Source organism: Paracoccus everestensis, assembly GCF_021491915.1.
Taxonomy (GTDB): Bacteria; Pseudomonadota; Alphaproteobacteria; order Rhodobacterales; family Rhodobacteraceae; genus Paracoccus; species Paracoccus everestensis.
The window spans coordinates 1850712-1868017 of record NZ_CP090836.1; the positions used below are offsets into that span (position 1 = coordinate 1850712).

Consider the following 17306-nt stretch of genomic DNA (forward strand, 5'->3'; position numbering starts at 1 on the left):
GGTTGTCGCGTGATCTGCCCGTACAGGCGAAGAGCGGTCTGATGGCAGCGCGCATGGTAACCGCGGCGACATCGGGAAAGAAGTAGCTCATACAAAAAGCAGCGAACGGAGCTGCGGCTTCTCTGCCGAAGATCTGCGCCGCCTCAGGGCGTCATTATAGGACTTCCAGTTCATCGTGCGGTAGCGGACAGCTTCGGGCTTGCTTATGCTGAGACGCTTACGCTACCAGCCCGGCCGCGAGAATTGCGCGGCAGGATGAGTTCTACACCAATGCAGTTCCGAGACAGCGAAAGCCTCGGTGACTTTTGGCGGCAGATAATGCACTTGAAATGCAAGCGAGTTCATTCTCTCACCAACACCGACTTAATTCCGACAGACACGGAATATCCGTTAGACAAGGCGATTATGACTGATGAAGTTCGAGCCAATGGCGCCGTTGTGATAGATAAGGTGCGAGCATCGAAGGCTGGGCACGCTTATCACGAGGCTTGGGCTGCACGCACGGCGCTGGAACTTCTGCTCCCTGTAACCAATCTCACTGCAATCACGCTCGAAGGTTTCGACGAGTTGGACGAGCAGGAGCTTGGGATCGGTGCCGTCGAAATCGCTGACCTTGTCCGGTATCACGGGGGCACCGACGTTGCCCAGTCGCAGCGAGTTGACATAGTCCAGTTCAAATACTCGATTGCCAGCGCTGAAAAAGCGGTTCGCGCGGCGGATCTTGCCTCCACGCTCGTCAAATTCGCGATCACCGATGCAGAGCTTCGTGCTGCCCATGGCGACGATCATGTCGAAAATGTCGTCCGCTATGAATTTGCCACGAACCGGCCGATCCATGAGAACCTGGCCCCGGCGATCAACGCATTGATCGCCGGGGCCGATGTCGACGGCGACGTGCGTCGCCAAGCAGGGCAGTTGACAAGAGCCCTTAATGAATATCCTCACGAGACCTCTGGATTGCTGCGGCGATTGGAGCTTGTCGGCAGCAAAGGGAGTCTGGTTGACGCGGAGCGACACGTTTCCGCAACGCTCGCCGCATGGAGCGAACCTGGCGATCCCGACGCGGAAAAGCGCCTGTTAAAATTGCGGAACCTCATCAGAATCAAGGCCGGTCCTGGTAGCGAAGCCGACAAGCGGATTGATCGCGTGGCCGTCTTGGCAGAGCTGGAGGTCGACCACGAAAATCGCCTCTATCCAACGCCTGACGCATTCCCAGAGGTACGGGATGTCGTTCAGAGAGACGTGCTTTCCGAAATAGTCGCGCGGGCGCGGGAAGCTGGCGGCCCTCTCATCGTTCACGGCGCCGGCGGTATGGGCAAGACCGTGCTGATGCAGGGGATCGCTGATAAGATGCGCTCCGACGGACCCGTAGTTTTGTTTGATGGGTTCGGCGCGGGCCGGTGGCGCGATCCGGCCGATGGCCGGCACCTTCCTGATCGGACACTGGTGCATCTTGCCAACCTGCTCGCCGGCGAAGGGTTGTGCGATGTCCTCCTTCCCGTAGCGGATGTCACAAGCCTTCTAAAGGCCTTTCGCCGCCGCCTGGCCCAGTCAGTGGCCACTGCCCGGAACACACATCCCTACGCGCACCTGTCATTGGTTCTGGATGCAATCGACCATGCCGGACTGGCCGCCGATGAGACTGCGACCTCATCCTTCGCGCATTTGCTTTTGCGCAGCATTAGCGTCGAACCGATAGATGGCGTTCGGTTGATCGCCTCCTGCCGAACAGAGAGGCTGATGATCGCTATCGGTGACAACGTTCTTCGCAAATTCCTAGTACCATTGTTCTCGGATGCCGAAGCGCGGACGCTGATCACACGGCGTGTGCCGGATGCTTCCGCCGATGAAATTGCCGCGTTGCTTACAAGGTCTGGCCGCAATCCCCGTTGTCTCGACAGTTTGCTGTCGACCGGGCGGCCATTTGATCCGTTGCAGTTCCCGGATGCGCCCGACGAGCCGCAAGATATTCTGGATGCTCTGCTTCGAAAGCGCCTTGAAGATACGCGTAATACCGCGCGTGCACGCGGGGCCAAGGACGCAGATATCGACTTGTTGCTCGCCGGCATCGCCTTGCTTGCGCCCCCAGTCCCGATCGAAGAGCTTGCTGCAGCTCACGGTCTTATGGGGGAGGAGGTCGAGAGCTTTGCTGCGGACTTGGCGCCGCTGCTTGAGAGAACGCCGCATGGTTTGATGTTTCGCGACGAGCCGACTGAAACCCTCATCAGATCGACCTACGGCACCGATCAAGCTAGCCGAGATCGGATCATTTCTGCCCTGCAGGGAAGGCAGCTCACTTCGAGCTACGCTGCCAGGGCATTACCCGCGTTGTTGACCTCTCTTCGCGATGCAGATCAGCTTATCCACCTTGCCTATGATCTTCGCGTTCCTGCCGGAGCCTCGCTAGTTAGCACTAGGGACATCCGCCTTGCCCGGATTACGGCCGCGATCGCCCTTTCAGGCGAGCTTGGCAGGCATGACGATCTGCTGAAGCTCTTGTTGGAGGCCTCGCTCGTTGCCGCCGGCCATGAGCGATCCGATCGTTTTCTCTACGAGCATCCTGATCTTGCCGCCGTCTCTGCTGATCCCGAGGCGCTGAGACGGCTCGCCTTCACCAATGTCGGGTGGCCGGGTGGAAAACACTCTGCGCTAGCGTTGGCGAACGCCTTCGCCGGTGATCGTGATGAGGCTCGGCGGCACGCGCGAAGGGCCATCGATTGGTACAATTGGGCAGCTCAAACGAGGCGAAGCACCTGGTCCAACACGGCTAACGTGTCACGGAGTTGGGACGATGTCGGCTTCGCCTACGTTGAAATGTTAGCCGGAAATGACCTCCGTGTAGCCCGGTTCATTGATCGCAAGGGCGAAGCCCAAGCCTTCGTAAAATTCAGCGAGCTGTTTGATCTGCTTGAGCGGCACCAGACAACAGCCCAGGCCCCCTCGGCACACGTCATTTTGAGATTGCCTAGATGCCGGCTTGCGTCGCGAGCACTGTTTGCGGCGGCGCTCCAATTTAACGAACATGACCATACCCAGGACAAGCGCGTGCTCAATGCGATGGCCGCCGCGCCGCCGCTCACCGACCAGAGCGCGAGTTTGGCTATGGCGAGTGTGCTCGCCAGTGCAAGAGCAGCCGATCTTGGAATGATCGCGGAGGGCATCGCACTGATTGAAGGCGCAGGGCTGAAGGCCAAAACGATCTACGACTATTCAAGCTGTCACCCAATCGATCGCACGGTACATGTGAGCTTGGCCGCTGCTGGTGTGAAAGCCGCGTTGCGCGGAAAACCGCCCACCCTGATCGACATCGCCCCGTCTGAGCTTATCAACCTCGTCGCAAAAAGTGCCCGCAATCGCGGCCCGGCGGTATTTTCACGAGCCCTTTCGCAGAAGCTGACCGAACCGAAATATGACGGTGGTAGGCCACGGCGGAAGCGCCGCAGCTCTGTCGATGACAAAGTCCGCGTGGAATATTCTCGTGCTCTGAGCGGCCGGATCAATCCGCTTCTTCGCTACGCGCAGGACATCGCAAGCATTGTGCGCCCGCCTGCTGGACAGACGCGAGCCGAAATGCTGAATGCGGCCTTTGATCGCGTGGTAAGCGATGTCGAGCAGGCCTCGAGCTACCCCTATCGCGACGGGGAGTAACGAGCGAAAGTTGGTGATGCCCTGAGGGGCGGCATATCATGGCGGTGTTCACGCGCCGTCAGTTCTCAGCCGAGAAAGGGATATGCCACATGCCAGAGAATACCATCACCCAACTCCCCGATCCACCGGGATTTAGCGCCGATGCATTCACCGACGTTCTCCGCAATGGCGCGCGCAAGCTGATCGAACAGGCGATCCACGCCGAGCTGGCCACGCTCATGGCCGCGTTTTCCAAGGAGAAGCTTGAGGATGGGCGTGCGCGCCTGGTGCGCCATGGACACTTACCCGAACGCGAAGTGATGACCGGGATTGGTCCGGTGCCGGTGAAAGTGCCACGGGTGCGAGATCGAAAGCCCGGTGAGGACAAGATCACCTTCACGCCCAGCATCCTGCCGCGATACCTGCGCAAGGCGAAATCCGTGGAGGAGCTGCTGCCCTGGCTTTACCTCAAGGGGGTCAGCACAGGGGACTTCAGCGAAGCCTTGGCAGCGCTTCTTGGTCCGAACGCACATGGGCTTTCCGCCAAGACGGTCACGCGGCTGAAGGCGGATTGGTGGAACGACTATGAGGCCTGGCAAAAGCGCGACCTGAGCCATCGGCGCTTTCTCTACATCTGGGCTGACGGGGTGTATTTCAAACCGCGCATGGCCGAGGAAAGGCAATGCGTTCTGGTGATCGTCGGGGCTGATGAATATGGCCACAAGGAGCTTCTGGCGATGATCGACGGCTTCCGCGAAAGCGCTGAAAGCTGGCGTGAGCTCTTGCTCGATCTCCGACGCCGGGGCCTGAAGCAGGATCCCAAGCTGGCCATCGGCGACGGCGCGCTCGGGTTCTGGACCGCCCTGCGCGAGGTCTTCGCCACCACGCGCGAGCAGCGGTGTTGGGTTCATAAGACAATGAATGTGCTCAACGCGCTGCCGAAATCGCTGCAGGACAAGGCCAAGGGTCATCTCCATGACATCTGGCAGGCGGAAACCAAGGCCGAGGCCAACGCTGCTTTCGATTTCTTCGTCGAAACCTACGGGGTCAAATACGACAAGGCCGTCGCCAAGCTGGTCAAGGATCGCGAGGCGTTGCTGACCTTTTACGACTACCCGGCCGAACACTGGAAACACATCCGGACATCGAACCCAATTGAAAGCACCTTCGCGACCGTTCGCCACCGCACAAAGCGCACCAAAGGTTGCCTCAGTCGCAGAACCGGACTGGCCATGGCCTTCAAGCTGATGATGTCAGCGCAGAAGAAGTGGCGAAAGCTCGACGGCCAGAACCGCCTGCCGGAGATCATCCAGGGGGTTGAGTTCCGCGACGGCCTCCGCCAACTTCAAGCCGCCGCCTGATCAAGCGTCACCAACTTTTGCCCATATTTCGCGACGGGAAGGCTTATCTAGCGCAAACGGGATTCCTAGCAATTTTCTATGTGGCCGATGCACTGGGCGCGATAGACCCCGCGCTCGCCAAGAGGATGGTGGATTGGCTGGCAACCGCCCCGGGCTTGTACGCTTCCGACCTGACAGACGTAGTGGCTCGACTGTCGCGGAGCAGTGCATGCCATGATGCCGCGCTTACCCTCGCTGGCCATGTCGAGCGCAAAATACAGCTCGATACGGACGTGGGGTCGCGAGTCACCGCCTATGGACGTCTCGCCCGAGCGGTGTGGCGGGTCAGCACCCACGAGGCAGCCGCATATTTCAGGCGAGCGCTCGATCTGGCGGAAGCCATCGGATCGGACGATTTTGATCGTACCAATCATCTGCTCGAACTGACGGGTCACTACAAAGGCGCGGAGTTATCACCAGAGGCCTCTCATACCCTCGCTCGAATATTGGAGCTCAATCAGGGCGAGGATGGACGCTTTCCATGGATCGAATATGCCCAAACCATGGTGCCAATCGCTGGCCGAGGCACGCTAGCAATGCTGGCCCGACTGGATGATCGGGATGTTGCGAGGCTCAGTTACTCGCTTGGCCCCACTCTCACGGTCCTCACGCGCCAATCGAAATTGTCAGCGGTGACGGCGGCCGCGCTCTTTGGTCTGGCTTCACCCGCTGAGGCTTGGACTTGGAACATATCGAATTTCGCATCCGAGGCGCTCCCGAACATTCCGCAAGTCCACCACGAATGGTTCTTCAATCTACTGCTCGTGGAAATCGATCGCGATGATCAACTTGCGCCGACCCGCGAAACCATCGAAGGACTCCACCGGTTAGCTGAAGGGACTCTTCCTGCCACATCTGCCTCTCGGTTGCGGATCGAAGGACTGCTTCGTCGGCGTGGACCGCAAGCCGAAGCGCCGACGCCAGCAGTTACCGCGGCGGCGACTGCAGAGGCTCCGGAAACCTACCCGATCGATCTCACCGATCCGGACGAAATCGATCGGGAGATACTGCACAAGGAAGTGGATCAGGCTGGCCGGCGCTGGCCGGCTCGAACATTGCTCGAACTCGCTGGGCGGGCCTCTACCCCGGCGGAACGCCTGGGTTTCGTCCAAGCCGTCGTCGAGGCCGGCAACGCCACTCTCGCGGACAAGGTCAGAGCGTTGGATGATCATATCGTAGAATGGAGCAAGACCTCTGCGGCCATGCGTGATGCGTTGCCCGAACTAGGCCTCCGCCTCGCGGCAAAACATGCCAGAGAATTGGCAAGCTCCAGCACTGATGCTTGGAGCGCTTGGCGCGGACTAGAGAAGTACTTCTGCGCCGACCGAACTGCTCTGGTCGAGGGTGTAGTAGCGGGACTTCGTAGCGTTGCCGATGAGCTGGAAGGGAACGCGTGGCTTGGCTTGGCGGCACGTCTAGCCGCCAAGGTCAGCGATCAAGCGATTGCGAAAGGATTAGAGCGGTTCCTTACCACCAGTGCCGAAAAGCTGCCGGCCGAAGTCGGTGACGGCCCTTGGAGCGACTGCCTTTCGGTGCCGGGAGATGAAGCAGACGTCGTAGCCGGGCTGGTGTGGGCTCGGCTAGGTCATCCGGTGGCGGCGATGCGCTGGCGAGCGGCCCATGCCGTGAGACGCCTGGCTGAAGTTCAGCGCTTCGATATTCTGGACGAACTCGTTGCCCGCTTTGCTTCCGGCTCGGGATTGCAGTTCATTGATGCAAAGCTCCCATTCTACCCGATGCATGCGCAGCTGTGGCTGTTGATTGCTCTTGCCCGGGTCAGCAAGGACCATCCCGAAAGGCTAGCCGCACATCGACAGTTCTTCGAACGGGTCGCGCTGTCATCCGAATTTCCACATGTAGTGATGCGCGCATTTGCGATCGATGCACTGCGGGAAATCGCCCGGCTGCTCGACCCTGCCGAGAACCAAGCACTGCTCGACGTCATTTCGACAAGCAACGTGTCGCCGTACGATTACAATCCGAAAGAGGGCTACAGCGAGCTCCGCTACGTCGAGAGACCGGGTTCGTCACCGCGCCCCGAAGATGCCTTCCATTTGGACTACGACTTCGACAAGTACCAGCTTAAGCGACTGCGCCAAGTATTTGCCCGCCCGGCATGGGAAATAGAGGACAGGATAAGTAGTTGGGTACGCCGCTGGGACAAGTCCGTGCGGGGCATGCATGAGTGCCCACGCACCGCGAGCTACGCTGATACGTGGTCGTCTGGGTATGTTCCGGACCGTGATCCCTATGGCGGATATCTTGGCTGGCACGCGCTAATGCTGGTCGCGGGCGAACTTCTCGCTTCGCTGCCAGTCGCCGGCAACGACTGGCGCGGGGACGCCTGGTCCGCTTTCTTGGACGACTACCGGCTATCGCGCGTTGATGGTTTGTGGCTGGCTGACCTCACCGATACATTCCCGCTTGATCTGGCCAGAGAGTCCGACATCAAGATGCCGGAAAGCGGCGACAAGCGCCACACCACTCGAGACGACAGACAATTACTCGCACCCTTGCTGGGCATTAGCGATGGGAAGCTGACGGCCGTCTGGATGCCCGTTTCGGGCAGTTGGTCGATCGGTAGAGACACGACCCTAACTATTCGAAGCGTCCTCGCAAATGAAAGCGATGCACGCTCGGTGGTCATGACTTTGCTTTCCGACGAACCGTTCTTCCGGTGGCTTCCGGACGACGAAGATGAGATCAGCCGCCATTTCGGGAAGGAAGACCATAGTGTTCAGCCTTGGGTTGCCGTGACACCCAACACCCAGCGCCAGCTCGATCGTCACGATCCCTATGGTACTAGCTCCGCCCTCGGACGGCCCTTCCCCGTTGGTTTTACCCAGAAGGTGCTGGGCATCGCACCGAGCGACCCAGTTGTCCGCCAGTGGGCAGGTGCTAACGAGCCACAATTCTACGCAGAGGCTTGGGGCGCTGAAGGAGGCCGGGGCGAACACGCGTGGATCGAGACGGGGTCGCGACTCTTTGTGAGGACAGCTTCGTTGAAGGCGCTGCTGGAGGCCGTTGATCGAGAACTCGTCATCTTTGTCAAACTGCAGAAATATCATCGCGGGAAATCGAACGGGCGCGCCGGCGATACGAGCCCCTTCACGCATCGCTCGCTCATCGCTGTTTCCAATAGAAGCGGCGAAGTCAGGCTGCCGCAGCGCTTGTCCCCCAAGACCAAGCGCGCGCTCGACGCACTCGATGCCAATCGCCGCCGGGATTTCTATCCGCGGTTTAGAGCCATTGCAGGCCTCCCGGACGAGTGGCTAGCTCACAAACAACAGGCTCCACAGTTCGATGCCGAGAGCTTTCGTAAAATTATCGAAGGTCTGGCACCGGATGACACAGGACTGTGATAGGCTAAGCGCAAGCCAGATCAGGTTCGACCGCAATCGTCATCATCGCGACGAACGGGAGTACTTTGTTCGCCTGCGCGACGGCTACGACCTTCGGCTTCCTACGCACTTTCAGCCTCATATCATCCAAGCTTGCTCGCGTCCGACTGCCGAGCGAAGCGCAGCACGGCGGCAGCTCCGGGCACCAGCAGTCGCCTAAAGTAGCCATCGCCCTGCTCGCTAATCCCTGTCTGTCGGTCCTTGCCGCCGCTGGATTGGGCGCGAGGGGTTAGCCCAAGCCAAGCTGGAGAACTAGGGCGCAAACTGAAAGAGGCTGTCCGCTTCTCCGGGTTCGCCGCACTTGCCATGCCGCACTTTCATCTATCGGCTTTCCCGCCCATAATTCCGGTTCGAAGTACCGCGCCGTAGCTCAAATCTACGCCCTCCGATAGCTCGTGATCGCCCACCTGCCGCAAAACAGAAGAGCTGCCAGCTGAACCGCCCCGGGTTTACCGGAGAGTAAAACACTCAAAGGATGAGCCCTATGTCAAAGCCGAGATTCACCCCCGCCTATCCGGCCGAGCTTCGCGAACGCGGTGTTCGGCTTTTCCGAGAGAACCGTGGCGACTATGCCAGCGACACGGCTGCCTACAGGGCGATCGCGCCGAAGCTTGGCTGTTCGCCCGACAGCCTGCGCGTCTGGTGCCAGCAGGCCGAACGTGATGCCGGTCAGCGCGGCGGTCTGACGAGCGCGGAGAAGGACCGGATCAGGGAGTTGGAGCGCGAGGTCCGTGAACTGCGCCAGGCCAATGAGATCCTGAAGAAGGCCAGTGCGTATTTCGCAGCGGCGGAGCTCGACCGCCCCTTCCGCAAATGATCGCGTTCATCGACGATCACCGTTGTGTCCATGGTGTCGGGCCGATCTGCCGGGTTCTGGGGATCGCACCATCGACGTATCATGCCTTCAAGGCCGTCGAGCGTAATCCCGATCTGGCGTCGGATCGGGCCAGGCGGGATCGCTTGGACATGGCTGCCATCAAGGAGGCTTTCGATGGCAGCCGAGGCAGATATGGCGCGCGCAAGGTCTGGCACCAATTACGCCGCGAAGGGCACGATATCGCCCGCTGCACGGTGGAGCGGCTGATGAAGGGGATGGGATTGCAAGGCGTTGTCCGCGGCAAGAAGGTCATCACGACCCACCCCGATGCGGCTCAGCCTTGCCCGGACGACAAGGTGAACCGGACCTTCGCCGCGGATATGCCAAACCAGCTCTGGGTCAGCGATTTCACCTATGTCTCAAGCTGGCAGGGCATGGTCTATGTCGCCTTCGTCATCGACGTCTTCGCCCGGAAGATCGTCGGCTGGCGCGTCTCGAGCTCGATGACGACTGGTTTCGTGTTGGATGCTTTGAACCAGGCTATCTGCCAGAGGACCCCATCCGAGACTGACAAGCTGATCCATCATAGTGATCGAGGCAGCCAATACCTGTCGATCCGATATACCGAACGGCTGGCTGAGGCAGGCATCGACACCTCGGTCGGCAGCGTCGGGGACTCCTATGACAATGCCCTCGCGGAAAGCATCATTGGTCTGTTCAAGACCGAGGTCATCAAGTTCCTCGGACCCTGGAAGTCCGTCGGTCCGGTCGAATGGGAAACCTTGAAATGGGTCGACTGGTATAACAAGACGCGCCTGCACAGCGCCATCGGTTACGTCACGCCGAACGAAGCAGAGGAGGCCTTCTACGCAAGCTTGAACGCAGCCGAAAAAGCAGCCTAATCATTGAACCACAAACTCTCCGGTAAACCCGGGGCGGTTCAAGCATCACGAGAGCCGAGGTTCGACCGCAGGTCCACTACACAAGTAGCCCCTCAAGTCGGAAGTCCAACGCAGTCCCCAGAAAGCTGATATCTTTCAGCAGGTTGAAAGCTAAACACTAAACCAACCCAGTCATCAGGTTTGGAGAAATTCAGGCGCTAGAGAGCATGTTCCAGCCTCGGCGCATAGGACCAAGTCAAGAGCACCGCCCGTACAACCCTTTAAAACAATGGGAAATCCTGCCGCAGTTACAACAAGAGACATGTTTCGAAGTGGGAAATGGCGGACAGTGAGGGATTCGAACCCTCGAGACGGTTCCCCGCCTACACACTTTCCAGGCGTGCGCCTTCGACCACTCGGCCAACTGTCCGTGCGCGCGGTCTAGCTTGTGTCGGCGACAGGTGCAAGTCAGAGCTTTGCGATACGTTGCTGAAGTTCTGCAAGCTGACGACGGATTTCTGCCATGTCCTCCGATCCCTCGCCCCCGGATGCCGCACGATGCTTGGAAGCAGGCTTGCGCGCGGGGGTGCTTTCAGCAGGCACGGAGTCGCCGTCCAGATCCTCGGGTTCGGGGCCTGACGTGCCAGACCATCCGCCCAGAAGCGCCTTGAGAAAGGCCTGCTGCTGCCGATGCATGGCATCAAAGCCGGGCACCCGGGCGATGGGGTTCGGCATGACGGCCATGTTTTCCATCAGCTTTGACTGGCTTTCGCGCAGCATCTCGAAGCTGGCGGCCAGGAATTGCGGAACGACGGAATGGGCACTTGTGGCATAGCTGCGGACCAAGTCAGTCAGCACGTCGATGGGCAGGACGTTTTCGCCCCGGCCTTCGTGTTCGGCAATGATCTGCAACAGGTACTGACGCGTCAGTTCGTCACCGGACTTCAGGTCGACGATCTTGACCTCTCGGCCCTCGCGGATGAACGAAGCGATGTCTTCAAGCGTCACATAATCGCTGGTTTCGGTATTATACAACCGCCGGCTGGCATAGCGTTTGATCAGAAGCGGCGTGTTCGGTGCGGGCATGGCGGACCCCGGTCATGCAATTTCCTGCATGATGGGTGCTGCATCCGCAAAAGGCAAAGCAATTTTCTGCACTTGCCAAGGGACTGGTCAGGATCGGATCCCCTGGACATGAAAAAAGGGGCGGTGCCGCCCCTTCCTTCAAGATCGTCTGTCGATGCGATTACTTCGCGGCGACGGTGGTCGCAGCAGTCGCGGCCTTCTTCACGGCGAGCTGGTTGTCGCGGACAACGGTTTCCGCAACATTGCGGGCCTCGACAGCCACGTCCTTGCCTGCGGTCAGCATCAGATCGACGGTGTCCATCTGCACTTTTTTCGCAACTTCGGCGTAGGCGGCCATGTGTTCGGCAGCAACTTCGGCCGAAGCGGAAGCAAAGTCGGTCAGCGACTTGGCGTAATCGGCCGGTTCCTGCTTGACGGCAGCCAGTTCACCCACGCGGGCGATGGCGTCCTTGGCCCACTGGGCCGAAATCTCGGTCGAACGCTCGGCTGCGGTCAGCGCAACGCGGGCCAGTTTCTCGCCCAGAACGCCTTGCGATTTGAACGCTTCCTGGAACGACGAGGTGTCGATCGGGAAGTTGGCCATCATGTCCTGGAAGGTCTTTGCAAAATCGGGGGTCTTCGCCATGTCATTCACTCCTGTCAACGCCGCGGAAGGACGGGTTCGATGAGAGAGGTTTCCGCAGCCAAAGCCATTCTCGTGATGGGAATATGAATGCTGCGGCGCGGCATTTCAAGTATTTTATGCTGCGCCGCAGAAATTTGTTGCCTTCCAAGCAACCCGTTCTTGCAAGTGATTGTTATACCAACCCTCAGGCTGCCCTTTCGTGGACATAGGTGCCGGGTGCCGGACCAAGTCCATCGCCGGGTTCGCGCGCCGGAACCATGCGCCCTGCCCTTTCGGCCAGCCAATCGCTCCACCGGGTCCACCAGGTGCCGGGCGCGAAGCTGGCTGATTCCTTCCAGGCCTGATACCCGCCGCTGAAATCACTGCTGCCCATGTAATGGCCGTATTTCTTCTTCGTGGGCGGATTGACGATCCCGGCGATATGGCCCGATTCCGACAGGATAAAGGTCTTGTCGCTGGACCCCATCCCGGCGATGCCGCGCCAGCAATCCTTCCAAGGGGCAATATGATCGGTCTCGCAGGCAATTGCGCAAACCGGAGTCGTCACGTCGGACAGATGCAGCTTGTGGCCCATCAGGTCGAAACCGTCCGTGGCAAAGGCATTTCTCTGGCACAAGCCGCGCAGGTACTGCATCGCCATCCTGCCCGGCAGATTGGTGCTGTCGCCGTTCCAGAACAGCAGATCAAAGGCGGGCGGCGCTTCGCCCATCATGTAGCTGCGGATGGCCGGTCCCCATACCAGGTCATTGGGGCGCAGAAAGCTCATGGTGCGCGACATCAGTTGCGCGCGCAGGATGCCATGGCGCTTGACCTCGTCGGCGATGCCATTCACGAAATCGTCTTGCAGGAAGCTGACGAACTCGCCCTGGTCGGAAAAGTCAGTAAGGCTGGTAAACAGCGTGGCGGATTTGACCCGGTCGTCGCCCCGCTGCTTCAACAGCGCCAAGGCAAGCGACAGCGTGGTGCCTGCGATGCAATAACCCACGACGTTCAGCCGGGGCTGCGCGGTCAGGTCGCGGACCTTGTCCATCGCCTCCAGATAGGCCGCGACATAATCCTCCATCCCGGTATCAGCATAGGTGGAATCGGGGTTCTTCCAGCTGACGACGAACAGCGTATGGCCCTGTTCGGTCAGCCATCTGATCAGGCTGTTCTGCGGCTTGAGGTCGAGGATATAGAACTTGTTGATCCAAGGCGGAAAGATCAGCAGCGGCGTTTCGAAGACCTGATCGGTCGTCGGCTTGTACTGGATCAGTTCGTAGAGCGGCGTGCGATGGACAACGGTCCCTTCCGATGTGCCGATGTTCTGGCCCACGGAAAAAGCCTCGCGGTCCGCCAGCGACACGACAATGTCGCCATTGTTGCGTTCCACGTCGCGGACCAGGTTTTCCAGCCCCTTGACCAGGCTTTCCCCCTCGGTCTGGACCGCGCGTTCCAAGGCATCGGGATTGGTGGCCAGAAAGTTCGTGGGCGCCATCATGTCAACGATCTGGTCGGTCATCCAGCTGATGCGGCGCCGGTCGGTTTCGTCTGACACTTGCAGGTTCTGCGTGGCTTCCTTCAAGGCCTTGGCGTTGATCAGATACTGCCGCTTGACGAAGCTGAAATAAGGATGGCTGCTCCACAGCGGGTTGGCGAACCGCTTGTCGGACCCGGTATCCTCGGCTGCAGGATCCGCTTGCCCCAGCGTCAACGCCCGATGCGTCTGGGCATAGTTCTTCAGGGTCTCGCCCCAGTAATTGACCTGGGTTTCCATCACGCGCCCCGGCTGCTCGGACACCGTCTTGACCCAGGCATTGGCAGCCGTCATCAGCAGATCCGGGCCTGGCGCCTCGATGCCCGGATTTGGCCGGGATCGGGCTGCCAGCGCAGCCACAAGCCGCTGTCCCAGCGCCTCGATCCTTTCGATGTTCTCGGCCAGCTTGCGGGCAGTCGCGCCCGAGGACCCGCGTGCCAGGGCTTCGGCCATGGCCTGGGGCGCGCGGCCCGTTGGGGCGGCTGGATCCGATGGCGCGGGGGCGGCCTGATCCAGTTGCAGCCGCGGCGCCGCTACCTGCGGGGGGTTATCCGGGGCGGGGGCCGATTCTATGGGCGCGGGCTGTCCGGTGGCCGTCTGTGTGCCTGCATTGCCCGTCTTATCGTCAATCACTGGCGAAGACTTTTCAGTAATGTGCGATTTGCGCCGCGCCCCGGCAACTTTCTTGCCTCCAGATCCTGCACTTCTTGCCATGATCCCGGTTCCCCCCTATGACCAGAATCATAATAGGCGCAGGGCGGGCAATGCGCAAACAAGGGTTTTTCGGACCCAATTGCCCCAGCGATGCGTTCCGCCATGACGCAGCAACGAAAGGATGGCCCCGGTGGCGATCAAGGGTATCAAGGGCATCGTGTCCTATGACGCAATGGAAACCATTCGGAACACCAACGAATGGATGGGGGCATCGGCCCGGGCAATCGCATCCTATCCCATATTCGCGCTGAACCCCCATCCCATGTTCAAGCTGATGAGCGCCTGGGGCCGCGTCACCGAACGCAGCTTTGCACGCATGGTGATCAAGCCGGACTGGGAAATCCCGCCCATCGCCGGGGAACAGGGCCAGGATCACATCGTCTATGTGGAACCCGTGATGAAGCGGCCCTTCGGCGACCTGATCCATTTCCGCGTCGCGCGGCGGGATGTCCAACCCCGCAAGGTGCTGCTGATCGCACCGATGTCGGGCCATTACGCCACGCTGATGCGGTCCACGGTGACATCCCTGCTGCCTGATTGCGAGGTTTACGTCACCGACTGGCACAATGCCCGCGACATTCCGGTCAGCGAAGGCAAGTTCGATATCGAGGATTATACCCAGTATCTGGTCGATTTCATCCGCCACCTGGGACCGGATACGAACGTGATCGCCGTCTGCCAGCCCGCGCCGCTGGCCCTGGCCGCGACTGCCATCCTGGCCGCCGACGATCCTGCATCCCAGCCGCGTACGCTGACCCTTATCGGCGGGCCGGTCGATCCCGATGCGGCCGCGACCGAGGTGACGGATTTCGGCAACCGCATGACCATGGGCGAACTGGAACATACCATGATCCAGTCCGTGGGCTTCAAATATCGCGGTGCCGGGCGCATGGTTTATCCGGGGCTGGCGCAGTTGTCCTCGTTCATCGCCATGAATGCCGAAACCCACGCCAAGGCCTTTATCGACAAGATCTGGGCCGAAGCACGCGGCACCGGGTCCGAGGGGGACAAGCACTATAAATTCTATGACGAATACCTGGCCGTCATGGACATGACCGAGGAATTCTATCTGTCCACGGTCGATCGCATCTTCAAAAAGGGCGAGGTCGCCAAGAACCAGTTCGTGGTCAATGGGCGCCCTGTCGATATCGGCAAGATCACCGACGTGGCCATCATGACGGTCGAGGGATCGAACGACGACATTTCCGCCCCGGGCCAATGCGTCGCGGCACTGGCCTTGTGTACCGGTGTTCCTAGCGGACGCAAAAAGGAACACTTGGAACAGGGCGCTGGTCATTACGGCATCTTTGCGGGCAAGTCATGGCGTCTGAACATCCGGCCCTTGGTGCTGGATTTCATCGACGAACACATGGCGGTGCCCGAGGCGGTCATGCCGCGCAAGCAGCGGGTTCGCGGCGGCATTGCGGCCGATTGCGGCGTAACCGATCCGTTCACCGACAGCAGCAAGATCGCCGTCTAGCAGCTGCCCTGCATCAAGTATCCTGGCATCGGCGGCCATTACAGGCCGGGCGTCGTCAGCGCAGCGCCTGCCTGATCCAGTCGGCAATTGCTGCGATCAATTTCGGGGTGAGGCCGGGCGACAGTGCCTCGCCCGCGATGACATGGGCGTCTGGATCGTCTTCCGGTCCCGGCACGACCTTCAGCACCGTCACACCGCCGCCCCATTCCGCCGCGATCCTGGCCGACGCGGCATGATCCACGATCCTGTCCGCATCCGACCAGATGAACAAGGCAGGTGCCCCGGCACCATCGAAACCGCCCCAGCGTGCCTGGCGCAGCAGCGTGCCGACCGCCAATGTCGCGGACAATGGATAGCAACTGGTCCATCGGTCACGGTGCCTGCCGTTTCGCGTCACAAAGCACCGTTCGGGATCTCCTGCAAGGCGGATGATCGACCGCGCAAAGGGCAGATCCAGCAACCGGGCCGTCCGCGCCCGCAGCCGGAAATTGGGCGAGATCAGGACCACTCCGTCCATCATTCGTCCCATCTGTTCGTCGTGTGCGGCAAGGGCAGCCAAGGTTGCGCCGGTGGACATTCCCATCACCACCACCCGGCGGCCCAGTCGTCGCGTGGTATCAAGGCCCTGCCCCAGCTCCCGCCACCAGTCCTGCGCCGTCGCTGCCGCCAGATCGGCCCCGTCGGTGCCGTGCCCCGTCAACCGGATCGCCAGAAGATTGGCCCCCAGGTCGTGCGCGACCTGTTCCGGCAAGGGCCGCAGTTCCGCAGGGCTGGCCGAAAATCCGTGGATGTAAATGATGGCCAGATCGGTGACCTGCCCCGGCTGTCCGGCCCATTGCAGATACGACGCAACCTCGGGCCGAATTCCCGCCTCGCGCGTGGCCAGCCAGGATTGCAGGTCTGCCGGCTTTGGCGCGAAACCCTGGTCGGGGCGCAACCTTTCCCTGGGGACAAGGATCCACAGCATCCCAAGCGCGGCCAGCAGGGCAAGCGAAAGTCTAAGCCAGAACATCGTCGATGGATTGGCCGATCAGGGACAAGCATGGGGGCGAGGAAAAGCGATGGTCCTCCCCCTTGACCAGCGTCAGCCGGATATCCTGCCCGTCCGCGTGGTCCAGCAGGCGCATGGCCCAGTCCACGGGAACATCCGCGTCTGCCGTGCCTTGCAGCATCCGAACCGGAAAAGGCAACGGCAAAGGCTGGGTCATCACCAGATGGTCGCGCCCATCCTCGATCAGGCGGCGGGTGATGACATAGGGCTGACCGGCATATTCGCTGGGCAATTCGATGCGTCCCGCCGTCATCAGCGTGCGGCGCTGCGCATCGGTGAACCCCGACCAGAACCCCTGCTCGGTGAAATCGGGTGCGGCGGCGATTGTCACCAGCCCCGCCACGCGTTGCGGCATGGCGCGGGCCACAAGCAGGGCGATCCAGCCCCCCATGGACGATCCCACCAGCACCTGCGGCCCGTCGGTCAGCGCCGTGATCACATGACAGGCGTCCGCGAACCAGTCGCCGATGCATCCTTCCTCGAATGTGCCGCTGCTGTCCCCGTGGCCGGAATAATCGAAGCGCAGAAAGGCGCGCCCGCGTTCTCGCGCCCAGTTGTCAAGCCAAAGCGCCTTGGTGCCGGTCATGTCAGACTTGAACCCGCCCAGGAACACCACGCCCGGCCCCCGCCCGTTGCTGCGGTGGAATGCGATGCGCCGGCCGGTGGGGGTTTCCAGATATCCGCTCATCTGCCGCCTTTCGTTGTCTG

Annotated in this window: 10 protein-coding genes, 1 tRNA gene, 1 pseudogene and 1 other annotated feature; of the genes and pseudogenes, 5 read left to right on the forward strand and 7 right to left on the reverse strand. The window is 60.6% G+C overall.

The window, feature by feature from the left end:
• Positions 1-270: 270 nt before the first annotated feature.
• The 3 genes from LZ585_RS09135 to LZ585_RS09145 all read left to right on the forward strand — a co-directional run bounded on the left by LZ585_RS09135 (position 271) and on the right by LZ585_RS09145 (position 8389).
• On the forward strand, positions 271-3648 hold the full coding sequence (locus LZ585_RS09135) for an NACHT domain-containing protein (RefSeq protein WP_234853280.1): 3378 nt from the start codon (positions 271-273) through the stop codon (positions 3646-3648).
• Between the two features lie 89 nt (positions 3649-3737).
• The gene (locus tag LZ585_RS09140; protein ID WP_234855798.1) at positions 3738-4988 is read left to right on the forward strand and encodes an IS256 family transposase; all 1251 of its coding nucleotides are present in this window, start codon (positions 3738-3740) and stop codon (positions 4986-4988) included.
• Between the two features lie 80 nt (positions 4989-5068).
• On the forward strand, positions 5069-8389 hold the full coding sequence (locus LZ585_RS09145) for an ATP-binding protein (protein WP_234853281.1): 3321 nt from the start codon (positions 5069-5071) through the stop codon (positions 8387-8389).
• A gap of 4 nt (positions 8390-8393) precedes the next feature.
• Here the strand turns inward: LZ585_RS09145 and LZ585_RS09150 are convergent.
• Positions 8394-8673, reverse strand: a pseudogene (locus LZ585_RS09150) (transposase); the annotation flags it as partial.
• Between the two features lie 239 nt (positions 8674-8912).
• Here LZ585_RS09150 and LZ585_RS09155 point away from each other — a divergent pair.
• Positions 8913-10147, forward strand: a protein-coding gene (locus LZ585_RS09155) for an IS3 family transposase (RefSeq protein ID WP_390625059.1) whose coding sequence is annotated in 2 segments (ribosomal slippage) — positions 8913-9213 and positions 9213-10147 — 1236 coding nt in all. Because the reading frame shifts where the segments join, the coding sequence is not laid out codon by codon here.
• Positions 9200-9316: a sequence feature (AL1L pseudoknot), on the forward strand. (Overlaps the previous gene by 117 nt.)
• Before the next feature lie 319 nt (positions 10148-10466).
• Here the strand turns inward: LZ585_RS09155 and LZ585_RS09160 are convergent.
• From LZ585_RS09160 to phaC, 4 genes are all read right to left on the reverse strand, one after another.
• A tRNA-Ser gene (locus tag LZ585_RS09160) sits at positions 10467-10556 on the reverse strand.
• Between the two features lie 38 nt (positions 10557-10594).
• Positions 10595-11212 (reverse strand): polyhydroxyalkanoate synthesis repressor PhaR, encoded by a 618-nt coding sequence (phaR, locus tag LZ585_RS09165; protein WP_234853283.1) that lies wholly within the window; start codon positions 11210-11212, stop codon positions 10595-10597.
• Between the two features lie 160 nt (positions 11213-11372).
• The gene (locus LZ585_RS09170; protein WP_234853284.1) at positions 11373-11837 is read right to left on the reverse strand and encodes a Phasin; all 465 of its coding nucleotides are present in this window, start codon (positions 11835-11837) and stop codon (positions 11373-11375) included.
• A 184-nt stretch (positions 11838-12021) separates the two neighbouring features.
• The gene (phaC, locus tag LZ585_RS09175; RefSeq protein WP_234855799.1) at positions 12022-13806 is read right to left on the reverse strand and encodes a class I poly(R)-hydroxyalkanoic acid synthase; all 1785 of its coding nucleotides are present in this window, start codon (positions 13804-13806) and stop codon (positions 12022-12024) included.
• A gap of 382 nt (positions 13807-14188) precedes the next feature.
• Between phaC and phaZ the strand changes: the two genes are divergently transcribed.
• The gene (gene phaZ / locus LZ585_RS09180) at positions 14189-15547 is read left to right on the forward strand and encodes a polyhydroxyalkanoate depolymerase (protein ID WP_449301139.1); all 1359 of its coding nucleotides are present in this window, start codon (positions 14189-14191) and stop codon (positions 15545-15547) included.
• Positions 15548-15602: 55 nt separating this feature from the next.
• Here the strand turns inward: phaZ and LZ585_RS09185 are convergent, their stop codons facing one another.
• On the reverse strand, positions 15603-16559 hold the full coding sequence (locus LZ585_RS09185; RefSeq protein WP_234853285.1) for an alpha/beta hydrolase: 957 nt from the start codon (positions 16557-16559) through the stop codon (positions 15603-15605).
• Entirely contained in the window at positions 16546-17286 is a 741-nt protein-coding gene (locus LZ585_RS09190; RefSeq protein WP_234853286.1) for an alpha/beta fold hydrolase, read from the reverse strand. The genes LZ585_RS09185 and LZ585_RS09190 overlap by 14 nt, the downstream gene beginning before the upstream one ends.
• Between the last annotated feature and the right edge of the window lie 20 nt (positions 17287-17306).

Excerpts from the sequence above, each read along its gene's own strand:
- LZ585_RS09135 (WP_234853280.1), top strand. The coding sequence starts at position 271 with ATGCAGTTCCGAGACAGCGAAAGCCTCGGTGACTTTTGGCGGCAGATA.
- LZ585_RS09140 (WP_234855798.1), top strand. The coding sequence starts at position 3,738 with ATGCCAGAGAATACCATCACCCAACTCCCCGATCCACCGGGATTTAGC.
- phaR (WP_234853283.1), bottom strand. The coding sequence starts at position 11,212 with ATGCCCGCACCGAACACGCCGCTTCTGATCAAACGCTATGCCAGCCGG.
- LZ585_RS09170 (WP_234853284.1), bottom strand. The coding sequence starts at position 11,837 with ATGGCGAAGACCCCCGATTTTGCAAAGACCTTCCAGGACATGATGGCC.
- phaC (WP_234855799.1), bottom strand. The coding sequence starts at position 13,806 with ATGGCCGAAGCCCTGGCACGCGGGTCCTCGGGCGCGACTGCCCGCAAG.
- phaZ (WP_449301139.1), top strand. The coding sequence starts at position 14,189 with ATGGCCCCGGTGGCGATCAAGGGTATCAAGGGCATCGTGTCCTATGAC.
- LZ585_RS09185 (WP_234853285.1), bottom strand. The coding sequence starts at position 16,559 with ATGTTCTGGCTTAGACTTTCGCTTGCCCTGCTGGCCGCGCTTGGGATG.
- LZ585_RS09190 (WP_234853286.1), bottom strand. The coding sequence starts at position 17,286 with ATGAGCGGATATCTGGAAACCCCCACCGGCCGGCGCATCGCATTCCAC.